Origin of the sequence: Acidovorax temperans, from assembly GCF_028596105.1 — a bacterium.
GTDB lineage: Bacteria > Pseudomonadota > Gammaproteobacteria > Burkholderiales > Burkholderiaceae_C > Acidovorax > Acidovorax temperans.
The window spans coordinates 4,159,077-4,178,030 of record NZ_CP117193.1 but is presented as its reverse complement, the minus strand read 5'-3'; the positions used below and the strand labels follow the sequence as shown (position 1 = coordinate 4,178,030).

The 18,954-nt window shown below is 62.5% G+C and carries 18 protein-coding genes and 1 pseudogene; 8 read left to right on the top strand and 11 right to left on the bottom strand.

The window, feature by feature from the left end:
- Position 1: 1 nt before the first annotated feature.
- The 4 genes from PQV96_RS19645 to PQV96_RS19630 are packed head-to-tail and all read left to right on the top strand — an operon-like array spanning position 2 to position 3,686.
- The gene (locus PQV96_RS19645; RefSeq protein WP_273623945.1) at positions 2 to 916 is read left to right on the top strand and encodes a glycosyltransferase family 2 protein; all 915 of its coding nucleotides are present in this window, start codon (positions 2 to 4) and stop codon (positions 914 to 916) included.
- Positions 917 to 928: 12 nt separating this feature from the next.
- Positions 929 to 1,705: a glycosyltransferase family 2 protein gene (locus PQV96_RS19640; protein WP_273623944.1), complete on the top strand. Its 777-nt coding sequence runs from the start codon at positions 929 to 931 to the stop codon at positions 1,703 to 1,705.
- A gap of 12 nt (positions 1,706 to 1,717) precedes the next feature.
- Positions 1,718 to 2,959 (top strand): O-antigen ligase family protein, encoded by a 1,242-nt coding sequence (locus PQV96_RS19635; RefSeq protein ID WP_273623943.1) that lies wholly within the window; start codon positions 1,718 to 1,720, stop codon positions 2,957 to 2,959.
- Complete coding sequence (locus PQV96_RS19630; RefSeq protein ID WP_273623942.1) at positions 2,952 to 3,686, top strand: hypothetical protein; 735 nt, start codon at positions 2,952 to 2,954, stop codon at positions 3,684 to 3,686. The genes PQV96_RS19635 and PQV96_RS19630 overlap by 8 nt, the downstream gene beginning before the upstream one ends.
- Here PQV96_RS19630 and PQV96_RS19625 read toward each other — a convergent pair.
- Positions 3,683 to 4,174: pseudogene (locus PQV96_RS19625) on the bottom strand (integrase core domain-containing protein); the annotation flags it as partial. The gene PQV96_RS19630 and the pseudogene PQV96_RS19625 overlap by 4 nt on opposite strands.
- 15 nt (positions 4,175 to 4,189) lie before the next feature.
- On the opposite strand from PQV96_RS19625, the gene PQV96_RS19620 reads away from it, so the two are divergent.
- Complete coding sequence (locus PQV96_RS19620) at positions 4,190 to 5,188, top strand: glycosyltransferase family 32 protein (protein WP_273623941.1); 999 nt, start codon at positions 4,190 to 4,192, stop codon at positions 5,186 to 5,188.
- Here the strand turns inward: PQV96_RS19620 and PQV96_RS19615 are convergent.
- Together PQV96_RS19615 and PQV96_RS19610 are read right to left on the bottom strand one after the other, a co-directional pair.
- Complete coding sequence (locus tag PQV96_RS19615) at positions 5,170 to 6,315, bottom strand: NAD(P)H-dependent flavin oxidoreductase (protein ID WP_082758678.1); 1,146 nt, start codon at positions 6,313 to 6,315, stop codon at positions 5,170 to 5,172. The two genes, PQV96_RS19620 and PQV96_RS19615, sit on opposite strands and share 19 nt — an antisense overlap.
- Positions 6,316 to 6,344: 29 nt before the next feature.
- Complete coding sequence (locus PQV96_RS19610; RefSeq protein WP_273623940.1) at positions 6,345 to 7,235, bottom strand: LysR family transcriptional regulator; 891 nt, start codon at positions 7,233 to 7,235, stop codon at positions 6,345 to 6,347.
- 102 nt (positions 7,236 to 7,337) lie between these two features.
- Here PQV96_RS19610 and PQV96_RS19605 point away from each other — a divergent pair, with 102 nt between their 5' ends.
- Complete coding sequence (locus PQV96_RS19605) at positions 7,338 to 8,582, top strand: YbfB/YjiJ family MFS transporter (protein WP_273623939.1); 1,245 nt, start codon at positions 7,338 to 7,340, stop codon at positions 8,580 to 8,582.
- A gap of 16 nt (positions 8,583 to 8,598) precedes the next feature.
- On the opposite strand, the gene PQV96_RS19600 is transcribed toward PQV96_RS19605, so the two are convergent.
- The 3 genes from PQV96_RS19600 to PQV96_RS19590 form a co-directional block, all read right to left on the bottom strand.
- Positions 8,599 to 9,885, bottom strand: a complete 1,287-nt coding sequence (locus PQV96_RS19600) for an ATP-binding protein (RefSeq protein WP_273623938.1) — start codon at positions 9,883 to 9,885, stop codon at positions 8,599 to 8,601.
- Positions 9,886 to 9,888: 3 nt separating this feature from the next.
- Entirely contained in the window at positions 9,889 to 10,608 is a 720-nt protein-coding gene (locus PQV96_RS19595) for a response regulator transcription factor (RefSeq protein WP_066692541.1), read from the bottom strand.
- Between the two features lie 155 nt (positions 10,609 to 10,763).
- Complete coding sequence (locus PQV96_RS19590; protein WP_273623937.1) at positions 10,764 to 12,137, bottom strand: AmpG family muropeptide MFS transporter; 1,374 nt, start codon at positions 12,135 to 12,137, stop codon at positions 10,764 to 10,766.
- A 32-nt stretch (positions 12,138 to 12,169) separates the two neighbouring features.
- Here PQV96_RS19590 and PQV96_RS19585 point away from each other — a divergent pair, with 32 nt between their 5' ends.
- Positions 12,170 to 13,021 carry a M48 family metallopeptidase gene (locus PQV96_RS19585; protein ID WP_273623936.1) on the top strand — a complete coding sequence of 284 codons (852 nt, stop codon included), beginning with the start codon at positions 12,170 to 12,172 and terminating at the stop codon, positions 13,019 to 13,021.
- 19 nt (positions 13,022 to 13,040) lie between these two features.
- Here PQV96_RS19585 and PQV96_RS19580 read toward each other — a convergent pair whose 3' ends face one another.
- Positions 13,041 to 14,135, bottom strand: a complete 1,095-nt coding sequence (locus tag PQV96_RS19580) for a GGDEF domain-containing protein (protein WP_273623935.1) — start codon at positions 14,133 to 14,135, stop codon at positions 13,041 to 13,043.
- A gap of 277 nt (positions 14,136 to 14,412) precedes the next feature.
- Entirely contained in the window at positions 14,413 to 15,051 is a 639-nt protein-coding gene (locus PQV96_RS19575; RefSeq protein WP_066698166.1) for an MBL fold metallo-hydrolase, read from the bottom strand.
- Between the two features lie 385 nt (positions 15,052 to 15,436).
- Here PQV96_RS19575 and PQV96_RS19570 point away from each other — a divergent pair, with 385 nt between their 5' ends.
- Positions 15,437 to 15,772 carry an SMR family transporter gene (locus tag PQV96_RS19570; RefSeq protein WP_067512681.1) on the top strand — a complete coding sequence of 112 codons (336 nt, stop codon included), beginning with the start codon at positions 15,437 to 15,439 and terminating at the stop codon, positions 15,770 to 15,772.
- Positions 15,773 to 16,237: 465 nt separating this feature from the next.
- Here the strand turns inward: PQV96_RS19570 and PQV96_RS19565 are convergent, their stop codons facing one another.
- Genes PQV96_RS19565 through phnD form a run of 3 tightly spaced genes read right to left on the bottom strand, consistent with a single transcriptional unit; the run spans position 16,238 to position 18,899 of the window.
- Positions 16,238 to 17,209: a phosphonate dehydrogenase gene (locus PQV96_RS19565; protein ID WP_273623934.1), complete on the bottom strand. Its 972-nt coding sequence runs from the start codon at positions 17,207 to 17,209 to the stop codon at positions 16,238 to 16,240.
- 17 nt (positions 17,210 to 17,226) lie between these two features.
- Complete coding sequence (phnE, locus tag PQV96_RS19560; RefSeq protein WP_066698153.1) at positions 17,227 to 18,027, bottom strand: phosphonate ABC transporter, permease protein PhnE; 801 nt, start codon at positions 18,025 to 18,027, stop codon at positions 17,227 to 17,229.
- Positions 18,024 to 18,899, bottom strand: a complete 876-nt coding sequence (gene phnD, locus PQV96_RS19555; protein WP_015913023.1) for a phosphate/phosphite/phosphonate ABC transporter substrate-binding protein — start codon at positions 18,897 to 18,899, stop codon at positions 18,024 to 18,026. The genes phnE and phnD overlap by 4 nt, the downstream gene beginning before the upstream one ends.
- Positions 18,900 to 18,954 lie beyond the last annotated feature (55 nt).

The following is an 18,954-nucleotide window of genomic DNA, read 5'->3' as shown; positions in this document are numbered from 1 at the left end:
AATGACCGCTGCTACGCACCCCGTGACAGATTTTCAGGACAGCGCTCTCAGGGAGCGCTGTCCTGCTTTGGCGCACATCACGGCGGTGATCGTGACCTTCAACAGTGCCCACTGTGCCGAGGCCCTGGGGGCCCAGCTGCGCGGCTGGCCGCATGTCACCATCGTCGACAACGGCAGCGCCGACGGCACGCCCGAGCGCATGCGCACCGTGCTGCCGCAGGCGCAGATCATCGCCCTGCCGCAGAACATGGGTTTTGGCGTGGCCAACAACCGCGGGTTCCAGGCGGCGACCACGCCCTACTGCCTGATGATCAATCCCGACTGCGCCGTGCGGTCGGACGATGCCCAGGCCCTGTTCGACACGGCGCAGCAATGGCCGGATGCCGCCATCGTCGTGCCCCAGTTGGTGGGCAGTGATGGCCGATTGCAGGTCAACTACGGCTGGGTGCGTGACTGGTGGTCGTCCAAGGGGCCGGCGGCCGAAGGCGTGACCTGTGTCGGCAATGCCTGTGGAGCGGCCATGCTGCTGCGCATGGACCAGGCCCCGGCCGAAGGCTGGTTCGACGAGCGCTTCTTCCTCTACTACGAGGATGAGGACATGTGCCTGCGCCTGTTGCAGGCCGGCAAACCGGTGATCGTGCAGCCCGCCGTGCGTGTGGCGCACTCGAACCGCGGCTCGGTGCGTGGCCCGCGTCCGCTGCGCGTGGAGTATGGGCGTGGCTACCACCATGCGCGCTCCAAAGTGCTGTTTACGGCCAAGCACCAGGGGCCCCAGGCGGCGGCGGCGCACCGCCTGCAATCGCTGACTGGCGCGCTGGCGCTGCTGGCGCTGCGCATTGTGGCCCCGTCGCCCAAGCATGTCTCGCGCCTGTGGGGGCGTATTCGCGGCCTGTGGGGCGCGCCCACCCATTACTGACAAAAATTTCACATGGCAACTTTGACCATTGGCATCCTCACCATGAACGAGGAGCGTCGCATTGCGGCGTGCATCGACAGCGCGGCATTTGCCGACCAGATCATCGTGGTCGACAGCGGCAGCAGCGACGGGACGGTGGAGATCGCCACGGCAAAGGGTGTGGAGGTCTACAGCTATCCCGATTGGCAGGGCTTTGCCGTGCAGCGCAACCGCATCCTGCAGCATGCCACCGGGGACTGGATTTTCTTTCTCGATGCCGACGAGGTGGTCACGCCGGCCTTGGCGCAGGAAATGCGTGCCATCGTCGATGCGAATGTGGAGTGCGTGTGGGAGGTGGCCTGGGAGCAGATTGCCTATGGCCAGTCGCTGGGCCGCATGCGCAGTTCGGGCGGGATCCCGCGGCTGTTCCCGCGGGCGCAGATCCTGCAATTCGAAGGCGTGGTGCACGAAGGCGCGAAGCTGAAAGACCCGGCGCTGCCGGTGCGCCTGCTGAAACAGCGCCTGCCGCATTACTCGCGCGAGACGATTTACGGCAGTCTGCAGAAACTGGCCCAGTATGTGCAGTTGGGCGCCTACAAACGCATGCAGGCCGGCAAACGCGGGGGCGTGCTGCGTGGTATGGGGTCAGCGATCGCCAACTTCATTCGCCTGTATTTCTTCCACCGAGGATTTTTGTGCGGGCGTGCGGGGTTTTTGCACAGTTTCTTTGTCGCCCTGGAGTGCTTTTTCCGATATGTTGCGCTCGAGATTGATCGAGATTTTCTGGAGCAAGCCAAAAAACGTGGCTAAGTGAATCCAAGTATGTCGATCAATAATTTGAGTTTTTTGCAAAACAGTGCAGTTTTTTTATTTTTTGCATTGTGCCTGTCTTTGCCGGGCGGATATTCGGTCGGCGCTTTGGTCGCTGTACTGGCGGCCTTGTGTGCTATTCCCACATGGCGTAAGAAAAAAATAGATGCCGATACCAAGTGGTTTCTATTTTTTTTCTTGGCCGTGGGGCTGCTATGGAGCCACTCTTTTGATGGATGGTGGACCTGGAGCAGCAACAACGATGCTGGGCTGCGGTATGGTTTGGGAGCGTTGTGTGTGGTCGCCAGCAGCGCAATTTTTGTCAACACCAAGTTTCTTCGATGGGGGCTGATCGTTGGTGCCCTAGGGGCCGCGGTGTTGGCGATTTTTCAGCACCAAACCGTCGGTCGTGCTGAGGGATTTACGAATGCAATTCGTTTTGGGGATATTGCCCTTTCCATCGCATTTGCTTGTGCTTGTTTCGCGACGTTGAGAAATCAGCCGAATTGGGAACGGTCGTTATTGGTCGTGGGGGCGATGGCCGCATGTCTAGCTTCGTTGCTCTCCCTGTCGCGTGGGGGGTGGTTGGTGCTGGCAGTTTTTCCCATGTTATGGATTTTGTTTGTAGAAAAAATGCAGACAAGAATCAAGTTGGGGTGCGGCTTGATGGTGGGTGTGGCGCTTATGTGCTGGCTGGCATTTCAAGTGCCCACTATAGAGGAACGGGTGCAAACTGCCTCGAAAGAAGTGCAGCATTATTTGGACAACAGTGGGGGACAAGCGCAAACGTCCGTGGGTGCGCGCCTCGAGCATTGGCGACTGTCTTGGCGTTTAGGGCTGGACAAACCACTGACAGGTTGGGGTGACAAAGGCGTCAAAGAAGGCAAGCGTGCCTATGTGGAGCGCGGGGACACCCATCCGGATATGCTGGAAATGGCACATTCGCACAATGAGTTTTTAGAAATGTGGTCACGCCGTGGCGCGCTGGGCGTGCTGATGCTGTTGGGGATTTATGCGGTGCCTGCGTTTATTTTCTATCCCACACCGCGACGGTTGACCAAGGTGGCGTTGCCGGATAAACAGCACTATCTGGCTTTGCGGATTGTCGGTTTGTCCGTGCCCGTATGCTATGTGGTCTATGGATTGACGGAGACTTTTTTTGATCTCAGCATAGGCCATATGTTTTATATATTCTCCATGGTGTTTTTCTTCTCTGCTATGAAATCTCTGGAGATGAAAGTCAAAAATGCCTAAGCCGCAAGAGTTTTCAGATATTACGCTGTGCCTCACCATGGGGGGGCGTCCAGATTTGCTGGAGCAGTCTTTGAAAAGCATTCAGGAGAAATGGCAGTTTGCGCAGGTGGTGGCCATCAATGATTTTGCAGATCCACGCTGTGACTATGTTTTTAAGTCCATCTATCCGAATGGTGTCCTGCTGTCTGACGGCATCAAACGCGGGCACCATGGCGCGATTGATAAACTGTATGCTGGCATCCAGACGTCCTATATTTTTCACACCGAAGATGACTGGATTTTTCCTGATGAAATTTCATTTGAGAAAATCAAGGGATTCTTGGATGCCAATAAAAAAGTGACGTCTTATTGCTTGAGAAATCCCGCCGAATTTTTGCAAGAGACAGAACGAAATAAAATAAACGCAGAGTCTGCACAAGACGTTGATTACTACAATCTAAGTCATGTGCATCCAGAATGGTATGGCTACAGCTTTAATCCCCATTTGATCAAGATAGAAAAAATAAGAAATATTGGCTATTTTGTTCGATTCAAAAAAGAACGCCATGTTTCTGAGCATATGAAGAAGCATGGGCACTTTGTGGCGTATGCCACGCAAAGCCTGTGTACGCACATTGGCGAAGGCGTGAGCATGGCCAACCCCAACGCCAATAAAAAGAAATCCAAGATCCGTGTTTGGCTGCGCCAGCAGATCAATCGGATCAAGGCCTTTGTGTCAAAGGCTTAGGTGTCGCATCCCGGACGATCATATGGTCGAATGTGAAACAGGTGCGGGTGGGTGTGATGCCACTCTTTTATGGCCTGCATCGGCGTACTGCTCTTGAGCGCTGACTGCGGCAACTGGTGGTTGTACAGGGCTACATAGCGCAGCAAGGTCTGCTCCATGTCTTCGCGGCTTTTGAACCGGTGGGTCTTCAGAACGTCCGCAATGCGGCCGTTAAACCGCTCCACCATGCCGTTGGTTCTGGGCGTCCTGGGCTTGGTCAATCGGTGCTCTATGCCCAACTCTCGGCACAGTTGATCGAATTCATGGTTGCCGCTGGGTTCGCGTTCCTTGCTGGCAAACAGACGGTCCGTGAACTCTTTGCCATTGTCGGTCAACAGCTTGTTGATCCTGATCGGACAAGCCTTGTGCAACGCCTTGAGGAAAGCCTGTGCACTGGCTGCGGTGTTGTTGGACTTGAGCTGCACAAACACCCAACGCGTAGCCCTATCTGCCCACCGATTTGTATGAGTTCTGCAACCAGCGCTGTGCATTCCCTTTCCCTCAAGACCCGCGGCGAGCTCTGGCTCGCGCGTGGCCTACACTTGTTCTACTCCCTTTGGCCACGCCGACTCGAAGACTGCACTGCGCCCGCATTCGTGCTGTACGACATTCCTGCTGCCCAGGGCATTTCGCCACCAGCTCCCTTGGCCGAGCCCCCCGTGCCCATTCCGCCCATTGTCTGGGCCTACTGGAACGGTGCCGCGCCACCTGCGTTGATTCAACGTTGCTTCGACAACTGGCAGCGCACCAACCAGGGGTTCAGTCTTCGCATACTCAATGAAACCAGCGTGTTGGACTACATCCCAGAAATTCCGGCTGCTCTCGATAGTGCATCGCATGCGAAACGCGCCGACTGGATTCGTCTGGAATTGCTGCGCCGTTACGGAGGCATCTGGGTGGATGCCAGCAGCATCCTTACACGCTCCCTGGACTGGGTGTTGACGCAGTACATACGCACACCCGCTGAATTCATGGGCTTTTACCTGGAGCGCCATACCCGTGATGCTGCTTACCCGGTGGTGGAAAACTGGTTCATGGCAGCCCCGCCCGGCAGCAGACTGATCGTAGACTGGCAACATGAGTTCACGACCGAGGTCATCCACCGCAGCGGTCAAGAGTACATCGACCATTTGAAAGACAAGGGAGTATTTGAAACTGTGCGCCAGCACATCGACCCGCCTGACTACCTCAGCATGCACTTGGCACTGCAATACATCTTGCACAGCCGTGGTGGCTATCGGTTGGCCCTTGCTCGTGCAGAGGATGGGCCTTTTCGCCTGCATGTGCTGGGTCGCTGGGGACGCACGCCGCTTAAGTTGCGCTTGCTGTTTTCCCGAGTCACCGGCGATCTGCCCCCTCTGATCAAATTACGTGCGCCTGATCGCAAGCGCCTGGATCATTACCTGGATCGTGGTCTGTACGTTCGCGGCAGTGTCGCTGCGCGTTACTTGGTGGGCGAGTGAGCGCAAAGCAATTGCGGCACATCTGCATCAGAGCGAGAGCCAGCGAGCCCGCCTCTACAGATTGCTTTGGCTGCAACCGAGGCTGCAGCCAGCCGCCACTCTCGGGCCAGCAACGCCATCAGCCGCGCCGCTGGCACTGGCCTGGCAGCCCCCACCCCTTGCCCTGCCCACAGCGATAGGTGGCTGGTGCGCCCCTGCGCGGCCGCCGCGCGGCGCAGTGCGCCTGTCAGTGCGTTTTGCACGGGGTAGGCGGGCACGCGGTCTTCCTCGGCGGCGAGAGACTCCATCATCGCGTTGACAATGCCGCGCGCCGGGCGGCCCGAGAAAACGCGCGTGAGCCGCGTGTCGGTGTCTTGGGCCAGGGCCAGGGCCTGCCGGTACGCGGGACCGATGCCGGATTCAGGGCATGCCAGAAAGGCCGTGCCCATCTGCGCGGCCTGCGCGCCCAGCGCCTGCGCAGCAGCAATGCCCCGGCCGTCCATGATGCCGCCCGCGGCAATGACCGGGATGTCCACGGCATCCACGCACTGCGGCACCAGCGCCAGGGTGCCTACCTGGCTTGCCGTGAAATCACCCAGGAACGTGCCCCGGTGGCCCCCGGCTTCGGTGCCGCTGGCACACACTGCATCGGCCCCCACACCGGCCCAGGCGCGTGCCTCGGCCACGGTGGTGGCAGTGCCCACCACCAGGCAGCCGGCCACATGCAGGCGGGCCACCTGGGCGGCGTCCAGAATGCCGAAGGTGAAGCTTGCCACCGCCGGGCGCAGGGCCACCAGCACCTCGAACTGGGCGGCAAAGTCCTCGCACCATTGCGCGGGGCGCTGGGGCTGCAGGCCCAGCTCGGCGTACAGCGGCGCCAGGCGTTCCATCGCCGCTTGCACAGTGGCTTCGTCGGGGTTGGGCGTGGCTTGCACAAACAGGTTCATGCCAAAGGGCCGGTCGGTTTGCTGGCGCACTGCGGCAGCGGCTTCGGCCATGGCGGCGGGCGAGCGCATGCCGCAGCCCAGCATGCCCAGGCCGCCCGCTGACGAGACCGCTGCGGCCAGCGCGGGCGTGTCAGAACCTGTCATGGGGCCCTGGATGATGGGCAATGCAATGCCAAGGCGCTGGAGAAGTGAAGAATTCATGGGCAGGCTCTTTCGAAGGGCGGGCGGGGTCAGGGCGATGAAATCCAGGCGGCCGTTGGCTGCTGTGTGCCTTGCAATGAGGCCAGCAGCGCATCCAGCGCGGGCGACTGGTAGCCGCGCCGGCGCACCAGCACCGTGTCGCAGGTCTGCAGGGGTACCAGGCGCAGGGCCGGGGGTTCGCGCATCAAGTCCCATACAGCCTGGGGAACCACACCCGCGCAGCGCCCCGCCGCCACGCAGGCGATGATGGCGTGGTACGACGCCAGTTCCAGCACCAGGGGTGGCGTGCCGCGCGCGCTGAGCATCCATGCCTCGCCAATGTGGCGGTAGGTACAGCCGCGTGTGAAGGCGGCCAGTGTGTGCAGTTGCAAATCGGCGGGGCTTTGCACCGGTGGGTGGTGTGCGGGCAGGGCCAGCAGCAGCGATTCTTGAAACACCGTGGTGCGTTCCACCGGCGTATCGGTTTCCAGCCCAGGTGGTGGCCAGGCGACCAGGGCGGCATCGAGCGTGTGGGCGGCGACTTGCTCCACCAGTTGTCGGGAGGGTCCGGTGGACAAGTCCAGCACCACGTCGGGCCACCGGGCATGCAGTTGCGCCAGCGGCTGGGGCAGGCGCGCTGCGGCCGTGCTTTCCATGGCGCCCAGGCGCAGGCGCCCACCCGGCTGCTGCGGGCGCACGGCCTGGCGGGCCTCTTCGGCCAGGGCCAGCAGGCGGTCGGCGTAGCCGCGCAGGGATTCGCCAGCCGGTGTGAGCACCATGCGCCGCCCCTGGCGCAAGAACAGCGGCGTGCCCAACTGCTCTTCCAGCTGCTGAATCCGCGTGGTCACGTTGGACTGCACGCGGCCCAATTGCTCTGCCGCGCGGGTCACGCTGCCTTCGGCCGCCACGGCCTTGAAGATTTCGAGTGCGGTGAAATCCATCCAAACGTTCTTTTTAAAAGATGGTTTTCTAAAAATATATCTCTTTGGAGAATAATAAGCGAGACATCCCGCATTCCCTCTGCCTTCGTGGAGCTCTTTTTCATGCCGAACCCCTCCCCGCCTCCGGCCCCGCGCGCCCTGTCTGACCGCCCCTACGTGGTCGCCCTGGCGGGCATGGCCGCGTTGGCGGCGGCCATGGGTATTGGCCGGTTTGCCTTCACGCCGCTGCTGCCCATGATGCTGAGCGATGGCGTGATCACCTTGGTGGACGGCAGCTGGCTGGCCACGGCCAACTATGTGGGCTACCTGCTAGGGGCTCTGGCGTGCATGGCGCTGCCCTGGGTGGCGCCGAAAGCACGCCAGCGCTGGCACCCGGCACGCCTGGCCCGCTGGGGGCTGGCGGCCACGGTGCTGCTCACGCTGGCCATGGCGTTGCCCTTGCCATGGGCCTGGGCAGCATTGCGGTTCGGTGCGGGGGTGGCCAGTGCGGTGGTGCTGCTCAATATTGCCGCCTGGTGCATGTTGCGCCTGGTGGCGCTGGGACAACCCGCGCTGGGCGGGCTGATTTTCAGCGGGCCGGGCCTGGGCATTGCGCTCACGGGCTTGTCGGCCAGCGCCATGGTGGCGTGGCATTGGCCTGCTGCGGCGGGCTGGGCGGTGTTTGGCCTGCTGTGCGTGGGGTTGTGCGTGCTGGTGTGGCCGGTGGTACAGGGCCTGCCGCAGGCGGCTGCTACCGCCAGCTCCGCACCCGTAGCCAACCCCCCCGGCCTGGGGCCCGCAGCACGCGGCGCGCTCACGCTGGCCTATGGTTTGGCGGGGCTGGGCTACATCGTCACCGCCACGTTTTTGCCGGTGATTGCACGCGCAGCCTTGCCTGCTGGCTCGGTGTGGCCCGACTTGTTCTGGCCTCTGTTCGGCATGGGCGTGGCCATGGGGGCCGCCCTGTCCACGCGCGCGCCAGTGGCGTGGGACCGGCGCTGGCTGCTGCTGGTGGCTTATCTGCTGCAGGCGGCTGCGATTGGTCTGAGCCTGGTGTGGCCCGGCGTGGGCGGGTTTGCGCTGGGCAGCTGGTTGCTGGGCCTGCCGTTCACCGCCATCACGTTCTTTGGCTTGCAAGAGGCGCGCCGGGTGTGGCCTTCGGCGGGAGACAGCTTCACCGGGCTGCTCACCGCCGCTTACGGTCTGGGCCAGATCATCGGCCCGCCCATGGTGGCCTGGACGCTGCACCGCGCCGCCACGCCCAGCCAGGGCTTCACCCAGGGGCTGGTGGCGGCTGCGGCGGCCCTGGTGCTGGGCGCCGTGTTGTACGCGGTGATGGTGTGGCGCTGGCCTTTGCGGCCCCGTTGAGTTCGCGTGGCGGGCTTTATTTCGTCAGCGCCAGCGGCAGGCGCAGCACAAAACAGGCACCGCCACCGGCATGGTCTTCGCAGTGCACGCTGCCGCTGTGGCGCCCGGCGATGGACCGCACCAGCGCCAGCCCCAGGCCCACGCCGCCCGAGCGTTCGCTGGCGCCGGGCAGGCGGTAGAAGGGCTCGAAGATGCGTTCGCGCTGGTCCAGCGGCACGCCTGGGCCCCGGTCGCACACACGCACTTCGGCCAAGGTGCCGCTGCGCAGCACCTGCACGGTGATTTCGCCCGTGCTGTAGCGGCGCGCGTTTTCCAGCAGGTTGCGAATGGCGCGGCGCAGCAGTTTGGAGATGCCGCGCACTTCCAGCCCTTCTGGCACGGCGCTCACGTCCAGGTCCGCGTCCACGCGGGCGCATTCTTCGGCGGCCAGGCCGATCAGGTCCACGTCTTCCACGGTGCCCACATCGGCCTCGCGGGCGTCCAGGCGGCTGGCCAGCAGGATTTCATCCACCAGTTGGTCCAGCTCGGCAATGTTGCGCAGGATTTCAGCACGGAAGGTGGGCGAGGGCGTCTGCCCCCCCATCAGCTCCAGCCCCATGCGGATGCGGGTAAGCGGCGAACGCAGTTCGTGCGAGGCATTGGCCAGCAGGGACTTGTGTGACTTCACCAGCGTTTCGATCCGCTCGGCCGACGCGTTGAACTGGCGTGCCAGGTCGGCCACTTCGTCCTGCCCGGTGTCCGGCACGCGCACCGACAGGTCGCCTTCGCCAAACTTCTTCACGCTGCGCTGCAGGGCTTCCAGCCGCAGCGTCAGCCGCCGGATGACAGGGTACACACCCAGGGCGACCGCCACGCCCATGATGCCCAGCATCCACACAAAGCCAAAGGGCGGGCGCAGCCAGAAGGCCACTGTGCGGTCGGGCCCGCCACCGGGAGGGCCTCCGGGCGGTTGCATGCCGTGGGCCCGGCGTTCGCCACGGCGCTCTTCGCGACGGTCTTCGCGCGGGGGCTTGGGGCCCAGCTCCATGGTGTACTTTTCGCCCGTGTCGGTCTGGATGCGAAAGTTGATGCCTTCGCCCGGTGGCCCCGGTTCGCGCAGCGCATAGCCGCGCACCACTGCCTGGCCGTCGGGGCCGCGCAGCACCATCTCGCGCCCGGGCGCGGTGGGCTGGTTCAGGCTGTTTTCCTCCACCGCCACGCGCCACGCCCAGCCCACGGCCAGTGTCAGCACCGCCATGCCGACCACCACGGTCAGCCAGATGCGCAGGGACAGGCGCCGGGCGAAGGGGTTGGAGAGTTTCACGGCTCAGTCTTGCTGCTTGGCAAACACATAGCCCACACCGCGCACGGTGAGGATGCGGCGCGGGTTTTTGGCATCTGCCTCGATGGCGGCGCGAATGCGGCCCATGTGCACGTCGATGCTGCGGTCAAACGCCTCCAGCTCACGGCCGCGCACCGCCTCCATGATCTGGTCGCGCGTCAGCACGCGGCCCGCGCGCTCGGCCAGCGTGACCAGCAGGTCGAATTGGTACGAGGTGAGGTCGGCTACCTGCCCGCCCACGGTGACGGTGCGGGCGTCGCGGTCAATCTCCAGCGAGCCAAAGCGCAGCGCGGGCGTGGCGGCGGGGGTGCCGCCATCCGTGCGCCGGCGCAGGATGGCGCGGATGCGCGCCAGCAGCTCGCGCGGTTCAAACGGCTTGGGCAGGTAGTCGTCAGCGCCCAGCTCCAGGCCGATGATGCGATCCATGGGATCGCCCTTGGCGGTGAGCATCAGCACCGGCACCTGGGCGGCGGGGCCTTGCAGCGAGCGGATGCGGCGACAAACCTCCAGGCCGTCCATGTCGGGCAGCATCAGGTCCAGGATGACCAGGTCGGGCAGGGGGCCAGCCTCGGGGCCCTGCAATTGGGCCAGGCCGCTTTTGCCATCGGCCCGGTGGGTCACATGCAGACCCGACTGGCCCAGGTATTCACCCACCATCTCTGCGAGGCGGGTGTCGTCTTCGATCATCAGCAGTTGCGAGCTCATGGTGTGGTGTCTAGTGGGTGCGGTGGGGTGCCAGTTCGCCCGATCGTGCCCTGGGGGCGTGCAGTGCGCTTGTCGCTTGTGTAAAGCTGCCGTAAAAGCCGGGCTGTGTTGTTGCAGTAATTGCTATACAAAATATAGCTGCTTGCGCTTTTATATCAAGCGCTGGTGCCTGTTTTGACCTTGGATGCCAGCCACACCAGCAGCAGCACCGGCACGCCCAGCAAGGCGGTGGAGGTAAAGAACTGCGCGTAGCCAAAGGCATTCACGTAGTCGCCCGAAAAACCGGCCACAAACTTGGGCAGCAGCAGCATCATGGAGCTGAACAGCGCGTACTGCGTGGCCGAATAGCTCACGTTTGTCAGGCTGGAGAGGTAGGCAATGAACGCGGCCGACGCCACGCCCCCGGCCAGGTTGTCGGCCGACACCACGGCAATCAGCGCCGTCACGTCGTGCCCGTGCCCGGCCAGCCAGGCAAACAGCAGGTTGCTGCCCGCGCTCAGCAGCGCGCCCAGCATCAGGATGCGCATCACGCCAAAGCGCATCGACAGCACCCCGCCCACAAACGCGCCCAGCAGCGTCATCACCACGCCGTAGATCTTGGTGACGGTGGCGACTTCGGCCTTGGTGTAGCCCATGTCCACATAAAACGGGTTGGCCATGATGCCCATCACCACATCGCTGATGCGGTACACGGCAATCAGCGCCAGGATGAGTGCCGCGTGCCAGCCGTAGCGGCGCAGAAAGTCGGCAAACGGCTCCACCACCGCACCTTGCAGCCACACGGCCAGGTTTTTGGCGGGGGGCAGTTGCACGCGGGCGGGCTCGTTCGAGAACAGCACCGTCACCATGCCCACCACCATCGACACGGCCATCACCAGGTAGGCCATCATCCAGGCGGCGTTCTGGTAGGTGGCGGCCTGGCCCAGCGCGGGCAGCACTTCCGAGCGGTCGGCAATCCACAGCACCCCGGCACCCGCCCAGATCATCGCCAGCCGGTAACCCGTCTGGTACGACGCGGCCAGCGCTGCCTGGTGATTCGCGTCGGCTGATTCGATGCGAAACGCATCCAGCGCAATGTCTTGCGTGGCCGAGCCAAAGGCCACCGCCAGCGCGCACCACACGATGGGGCCCAGCGCGTCGCGCGGGTCGCTCACGGCCATGCCCACCAGCCCTGCCACCACCAGGCACTGCGACAGCAGCAGCCAGCTGCGTCTCCGCCCCAGCCAGCGCGTGAGCAGCGGAATCGGCAGCCGGTCCACCAGCGGCGCCCACACCCACTTGAAGCCATAGGCCAGGCCCACCCAGCTCAGGTAGCCAATAGTGCTGCGGTCAATACCCGCCTCGCGCAGCCGAAAGCTCAGCGTGCCCAGCACCAGCAACAGCGGCAGCCCGGCCGAGAACCCCAGCGCCAGCATGCGCAGGCTGGCAGGCTCCAGGTACACGCGCAGGGTTTGCAGCCAGCTGGGGCGGGGGGTGACAGGAGGCGGGGTGGAGGCCGAAGGGGAGGCTGGGTGGGACGCGTCTGACATGGTGAATGCGGGTTTTTGTCTATTATTCCTGCATGTGCTTTTTGTGCCCCCCTCCTTCTGTTGCGCCTTCATCGCCATGGTCCGCGCGCCGTGGCTTTTTGCTGGCGGCTGGCAGCGCCGCTGTAGCGCCCGCGCTGGCCCAGGTGGAGGTGGGTTCGGCCTCGCCCCTGCGCAAGCTGGTGCCTGCCGAGACACTGGAGCGCTCGGCCGCGCAGCAATACCAGCAGATGCTGGATCAGGCCCGCGCCAAGCGCGCCCTGGCGCCCCCCGAACACCCCCAGCTGCAGCGGCTGCACGCCATTGCCAAGCGGCTCATCCCGTTCACCGCCCCCTGGAACGAGCGCGCTGGCCAGTGGCGCTGGGAGGTGAACCTGATTGGTAGCCAGCAGATCAACGCCTTTTGCATGCCCGGCGGCAAGATCGCCTTCTACACCGGCATCCTCGACAAGCTGAAGCTCACCGACGACGAAGCCGCCATGATCATGGGCCACGAAATGGCCCACGCCCTGCGCGAGCATGCCCGCGAACGGCTGGCCAAAACGCAGGCCACCAACCTGGGTGTGCGCCTGGGCGCACAGCTGCTGGGTTTGGGCGACCTGGGCAACGCCGCAGCGGGCCTGGGCGCGCAGCTGCTCACGCTCAAGTTCAGCCGATCCGATGAAACCGATGCCGACCTGGTGGGGCTGGAACTGGCTGCACGTGCAGGCTACCTGCCCGATGCTTCGGTGAGCCTGTGGCAGAAGATGGGCAAGGCCTCGGGCAGCCAGCAGGCGGGGCTCGCGTTTTTGTCCACCCACCCCTCGGGGCCCGACCGCATCCGCGAGTTGCAGCAAAACGTGCCCAAGGTGCAGGGCCTGTACCAGGCGGCGCGCAAGGCGGGCTGAGGCGGTTTAGAACAGGTTCTTACTGGTCTTCTGCCAGCGTGACGCGGTTGCGCCCGTTGTCTTTGCTGGCGTACAGCGCCTGATCGGCACGGGCGGTGGCGGCTTGCAGGTCGTCCAGGCGCCGCACGCTGCTCACCCCGAATGACACAGTCACGCGCACCTGGGTGTTGGTGTCACTCACCCTCAGTGTGAACGCTTCTACGGCCTCGCGGATGCGCTCGGCCGCTTCCAGCGCGGCGGTGGGCGAGGTGCGCGGCAACAGTGCCAGAAACTCTTCGCCGCCCCAGCGGGCCAGCAGGTCGCCTGCGCGCATGTTCTGGGTCATGATCTTCGCCGTGGCCTGCAGCACCTGGTCGCCCACGGCGTGCCCGTGCGTGTCGTTCACCTGTTTGAAGTGGTCGATATCGCACAGCAGCAGGGCCACGGGTTCCTGGGTACGCTCGCACACTGCCAGCGCGTGCCGGGCCTGGCTCTGAAAATGGCTGCGGTTGTACAGGCCGGTCAGGCCGTCCAGCGTCGCCATCTTGAGTAGCTTGCGTTCGGCAATCACGATGGTGCGCCGGTAGTGGCCCGCCAGGGCTGCCGACAACGCAAACGCAATGCAGATGTGGATCCAGTTGACGATCTGCTGGCCCTTGCCGGTCAAGGGTTCCAGCGGGCCAAGGTGATTGCACAGCGCCCACAGCCCCAGGTAGTAGGCCAGCAGCGCCACCACAAACGGCACCGCATAGCGGCCCGCATTGGCCACCACAATGGCGGGCACAAACAACAGCAGGTAGTAGTGAAAGCCGCTTTCCCAGCCAATCAGCAGCGAACCCAGGGCCGTGTGCGCAGCCACCTCCAACCAGATCAGAGTGAGCCCCCAGGCATTTTTGCGGTGCCGGATGAGCGCGTAGGCTGTCAGATACAGCGCAATGCTGCCCACATTGACCAGCGTGAGCGGCCACGACCCCAGCCACATAAACAGCGCGATGTAGCCCACATCAATGCACGCTGCGGTGAGCACCAGCCGCCGCACCATGGCCCAGTAGGCTTTACCCGCCAGGCTGGAGCCGCGCGGCGTGGCGGGGCTGGACCATGCCAGGTCGGCAGACGGCAGTGCAGCAGAGTTCATGGGATCGGCCCTGTTAGCCCGGCGGGCGTCGGAAATCGTAATTATGCTTACAAATTGATACTTGGGGGTGCTATGCGCTCCAAAGAGTCCTGCGCGCGTTCGGTGCACATGCGGGCAACCCGCCAGGGGCTTGAGTGAACGGCGCAGGTTATTGGAGTTTTGCTATTAAAGTAATAGCTGCTGGCGCTTTTATATCAAGCGCTGGAGGCCATTTTCATTAAAACTCCCCCAGCCGCTGGCGCAACGCGGGGTTGCCCTTGAAGTGCGTCGCTACGAATCAGGTGTTGCCCACGTAGGGGTTGCTGCGGCGCTCGCGTCCGAAGGTGCTTTCGGGGCCATGGCCCGGAATGAACACGGTCTGGTCGCCCATGGGCCACAGGCGCTGGGTGATGCTGTCGATGAGCTGCTCATGGTTGCCCTGCGGGAAATCGGTGCGCCCAATGCTGCCGGCAAACAGCACATCGCCCACAAAGGCGCGGTCGATCTGCGGCGCATGGAACACCACATGGCCCGGCGTGTGGCCGGGGCAGTGGCGCACATTCAGCGTCTCGTTGCCCACTTGCACCGTGTCGCCATCGTGCAGCCAGCGCGTAGGCGTGAAGTGCTGCGCGGGCGGAAAGCCGAACATCGCGCTTTGCTGCGGCAGCCCGTCAATCCAGAACTGATCGCCCGGGTGTGGCCCCACGATGGGCAACTGCAAGCGCTGGGCCAACTCGCCCGTGCCGCCCGCATGGTCGATATGGGCGTGCGTGAGCCAGATCTGGCCCAGCGTGAGCCCCAGGCGATCCACCTCGCCCAGCAGCACATCGAGGTCGCCCCCCGGGTCAATCACGGCGGCCTGGCGCGTGGCATCGCACCACACGATGGAGGCGTTTTGCTGGAAGGGGGTAACGGGAACGGTGAGGTAGTGCAGCATGGTGGTGATTATTGGTGGTTGCCAAGCCTGTATGTCTCGTTGTCTGAGAACCTGTTCAATATCTTTTTGGAGATTGCATTGGAGTGCAATCGGGACGAGTGGATGCTTCGGGTGCGCCGCATGGGCTGGTGCCCATGCAAGCAGCCGAGGCGTCCAATCGCCCGATTTCACTCCAACCCTTCGGGCAAGTGTCTTGCCGCGCGGTCTGCGTTGTTGCACCGCTTGCCAATAGCACGGGCTATTGGCTGCGCGCTGCGCCTAGCAGCCCATCCCGGCAAGGCACTTGTGCAACTCCAAAAAGATATTGAACAGGTTCTGAAAACGAGTGCGGGCCCAAAGCCCCTATTTTTAAGCGGGAGTGGGCAGTGCTCTGGAGAATCCGACCATGTCTAAACCTTACCTTTTCCTGGCCGTGGCCATCCTCTGCGAGGTCATCGCCACCAGCGCCATGAAGTCGTCACACGGCTTCACCAGGCTGGTGCCCAGCATCTTCACCGTGCTCATGTATTGCGTGTCTTTCTATGCGCTGTCCCAAACGTTGGCTGTCATCCCCACCGGCATCGCCTACGCGATCTGGTCAGGGGTGGGCATTGTCCTGATCTCACTGGTTGGCTGGATCGTTTTTCAACAAACGCTGGATGCCCCGGCGCTGATCGGCATGGGTTTGATATGCGCGGGTGTCGTGGTCATCAATGTCTTCTCCAAGGCCACTGCGCACTGAGATTGAGGTGTGGGTTGTCGGCTTCAGGCTGATCTCCGACACTCGAACCTAACGCCTGAAAGTTCGCGTGTTGCGCAACTGGTCATTGGCCGAGCAGGGTCTCAAGCGACCGCTTTGTTGCTCAGACCGGTCACTCTATTGATGCGAGCCGGGCAAGGTAGCAGGAGCAACTGATCACACCAAGGATGAATTGGTTCTCCCGACCCGCTGCGGTCGGTGTTGATGTAGGCAACGATCCCAGAAAACCGTCCGAGAAACCGGGGGAATCCCACCCCGGATACTTGGCGGCACGGCTTATCGGAACCATTGCGAAGAGCATCCGCAGTTGGCCCGCGGGTCCGAAACACGTAGCCAAGGTCTTCTCAAAGAATTAGATCGGCCAGAACCATAGAACGTCCAAAAGCATTCTCTGGTGTGGTGACCTCATGGCTGCACCGAGCAGTGCGAAGCTGCCACATGAGCCGCTCAGTGCGATGCCTCGTAGTGTGCAAGCGGCTCATTACCATTTAACGCAACGAGCAAATTTTCAGCAGCGCGCAACTCGATAGCGAGACGGACCTTCTTCACAGCCGATCCGATGTGGGGAGTGAAGACGGTGGAGGGGTGTTGCAAGAGTTCCGGATGAATCTGGCGAGGGCGATCTGCAAGCAGCCAGTCCTCCATCTCATAGACATCGGCGGCGTATGCACCCAGGCGCTCGTCCTTGAGCGCCCGTGCCACGGCAGCCTCGTCCACAACCGAGCCTCGCCCAATGTTGACCAGGATCTGCCCCCGCCGAACACCTTCAAGCATGGTGTCATTGACGAGGTGACGCGTTACGTCCAGCAGCGGAACGGCCAGAATGACATAGTCGGATTGCGACAGGGCCTCACCCAGGCTCACCATGGTCAGGCGTTCGTCATCACCATGCGGGTCCACGCCCAGCAGTTGAGCGCACCCGAAGCCACAGAGACGGTCCACAATGGCCCGCCCAACGGCGCCAAGTCCGACGACCGCCACTATCGAGCCGTGCAACCCCATTCCGTACAGCTGGGGACGCCATCCTGCGTAGCTCTTGCGAACACTGAAGTCACCTGCCAGCACATGGCGCGCGGCGGCGATGGCCAGCCCAATGGCGAGTTCTGCCGTGGGTTCTGTGAGCAGGTCAGGAACGAAGCTCACGCTGACACCGGCTTGCGCACATGCCTTGAGGTCAAAGTTGTCATACCCCTTCAGGGCGCAAGCGATGGTCTTGAGCCTGGGAGCGTGCAACAGGGTTCGCTGATCTACCCGGTCAGGCATGAAAGCCATCATTGCGTCGGCATCCTTCAGATGACGGTGGAGCTCGGCCTCGCTCCACGGCTCAGGACCGGGATTCATCACCACTTCACCAACCTGCATAAGACGCGCCAGTACCTCTTCATGAATGGGCTGCGTCACCACAATTTTCGGCATCATTACCTTCCTCTCTCTTTCTATTTCAGATGTTTGCGAAGCGCCGACCCAATGCCGTCGACCACGAGCACGCATATGAGGATGGACAGCAAAATGGCGGAGACTTCGTCGTACTTGGTCAGGCGCAGAGCCGCCATGAGTTCAAAGCCAATGCCGCCCGCACCCACGATGCCCATCACTGCCGATGCGCGAAAGTGATATTCCCATCGGTAGATGGTGATGTCCGCCAACTGGGGCAAAACCTGCGGTAACACAGCATGGGTGATGACCTGAAACCGGCTTGCGCCCGCGGCCTTAGCGGCCTCCAGAGGTTTCGGGTCCACGTGCTCTATGGCTTCGGCGTAGAACTTGGCCACCATGCCCGTGGAATGCAGGGCCAACGCCAGCACACCAGGCAATGCCCCAAAGCCCACGGCCGCGACGAACAGAATGCCCAGGATGATTTCAGGCACAGACCGAAATGCAGCCAAGATGGTTCTGACGATTCGCCCAACCACCGCATTCGGCGCGGTGTTGGGCGCCGCCACCAGGGCCAGCGGCAACGACGCCAGAACGGTCAGCGCCGTGCCTGCGATCGACATGGCTAAGGTGTCACGCAATGGAATGACCCAGTGCTCCCAGCGCTCGAAATTCGGCGGCACCATCTCAGAGGCCAACTGCTGAATGGCAGGAGCCCCTTCGATGAAACGCTGCGCGTCAAAGAAACCGGTGACAAACAATGCCAGCGTGCAAACGAGCAGGACTACGCAGGCTGCGCCCAGCCGTCTGAGTCGCCGCTGTCCGTCAATGGCAATGATGGATTCCAAGGCTACCGATGTCATTTCATGCGTCCCAGATCAAGCTTGAGAATTTGTGCGGTGTCACGCAGAACGTCGTAGGCCTTGTCATCGGTCGCGGCAAAGGCCTGCACACGGAATAACTTGAGAATCTCGGCGTCCTTCATCTGAAGAAAGGCGGCTCGGATGGCTTCCTTGAGCTCCGGCGTGAGATTACCTTGCATCGCAATGGGATAGTTCGGAATGGGTGCCGACAGTTCAAGTTGCACAATCTTGTTGGCATCCACCATGCCCTTTGCGATGAGGTTGTCCAGAATGGTTTTTGACAGAGCGCCGGCGGGAACCTGCCCTGCCTGAACAGCTCGGGCCACGGCATCGTGCGTGCCCAGGTGAACGGGGCGGTAGTCAGTCTCGCCGTTCAGTTGGTGGTTTTTAAGCAAGTGCGCGCGCGGTACAAGGTGACCGGACGTCGAAGCCTGATCGCCAAAGCCAAAAGGCTTTCCACGAACGTCAGCCAGGGTCTTGACCGGGCCGCCCGCCGTGGCAATGAGAACCGACTGGTAGGTCGGAGAGCCGCGCTCCACGCCAACGGCAAAAGGCTCAATGTTGGGCGCCTTGGACTTGGCCAGCACGTAAGAGAACGGTCCAAAGTAGGCCACCTCGATGCGGCCAAAGCGCATGGCTTCAATCATCGACGAGTAGTCCGTAGTCACCGTAATCTCTATTTCCTTCTTCAGGGTCTGTTCCAGGTACCGCTTCAGAGGCTGTGCGTTCTGAATGATGGTGGCGGCGTTTTCGTCCGGCAACAGTGCAACGCGAAGCTTGGAAGGATTTTTGCCCTCGGCATGGGCGCCAAGTGGCAACAGGGCGGCCAAAGTGGCGGCAGCGATAAATTGGAAACGGCGGCGATTCAGCACGGTAAAAACTCCTTGGATTGAGAGGGGGAATCAAATTGACTGCCCATGTTGGCAG

Coding starts and splice junctions, on each gene's coding strand:
- PQV96_RS19635 (WP_273623943.1), top strand. CDS start 1,718: ATGTCGATCAATAATTTGAGTTTTTTGCAAAACAGTGCAGTTTTTTTA.
- PQV96_RS19605 (WP_273623939.1), top strand. CDS start 7,338: ATGCCGAACCCCTCCCCGCCTCCGGCCCCGCGCGCCCTGTCTGACCGC.
- phnE (WP_066698153.1), bottom strand. CDS start 18,027: ATGACATCGGTAGCCTTGGAATCCATCATTGCCATTGACGGACAGCGG.
- PQV96_RS19620 (WP_273623941.1), top strand. CDS start 4,190: ATGAGTTCTGCAACCAGCGCTGTGCATTCCCTTTCCCTCAAGACCCGC.
- PQV96_RS19570 (WP_067512681.1), top strand. CDS start 15,437: ATGTCTAAACCTTACCTTTTCCTGGCCGTGGCCATCCTCTGCGAGGTC.
- PQV96_RS19630 (WP_273623942.1), top strand. CDS start 2,952: ATGCCTAAGCCGCAAGAGTTTTCAGATATTACGCTGTGCCTCACCATG.
- PQV96_RS19585 (WP_273623936.1), top strand. CDS start 12,170: ATGTGCTTTTTGTGCCCCCCTCCTTCTGTTGCGCCTTCATCGCCATGG.
- PQV96_RS19595 (WP_066692541.1), bottom strand. CDS start 10,608: ATGAGCTCGCAACTGCTGATGATCGAAGACGACACCCGCCTCGCAGAG.
- PQV96_RS19580 (WP_273623935.1), bottom strand. CDS start 14,135: ATGAACTCTGCTGCACTGCCGTCTGCCGACCTGGCATGGTCCAGCCCC.
- PQV96_RS19590 (WP_273623937.1), bottom strand. CDS start 12,137: ATGTCAGACGCGTCCCACCCAGCCTCCCCTTCGGCCTCCACCCCGCCT.
- PQV96_RS19640 (WP_273623944.1), top strand. CDS start 929: ATGGCAACTTTGACCATTGGCATCCTCACCATGAACGAGGAGCGTCGC.
- PQV96_RS19610 (WP_273623940.1), bottom strand. CDS start 7,235: ATGGATTTCACCGCACTCGAAATCTTCAAGGCCGTGGCGGCCGAAGGC.
- PQV96_RS19615 (WP_082758678.1), bottom strand. CDS start 6,315: ATGAATTCTTCACTTCTCCAGCGCCTTGGCATTGCATTGCCCATCATC.
- PQV96_RS19565 (WP_273623934.1), bottom strand. CDS start 17,209: ATGATGCCGAAAATTGTGGTGACGCAGCCCATTCATGAAGAGGTACTG.
- PQV96_RS19575 (WP_066698166.1), bottom strand. CDS start 15,051: ATGCTGCACTACCTCACCGTTCCCGTTACCCCCTTCCAGCAAAACGCC.
- PQV96_RS19645 (WP_273623945.1), top strand. CDS start 2: ATGACCGCTGCTACGCACCCCGTGACAGATTTTCAGGACAGCGCTCTC.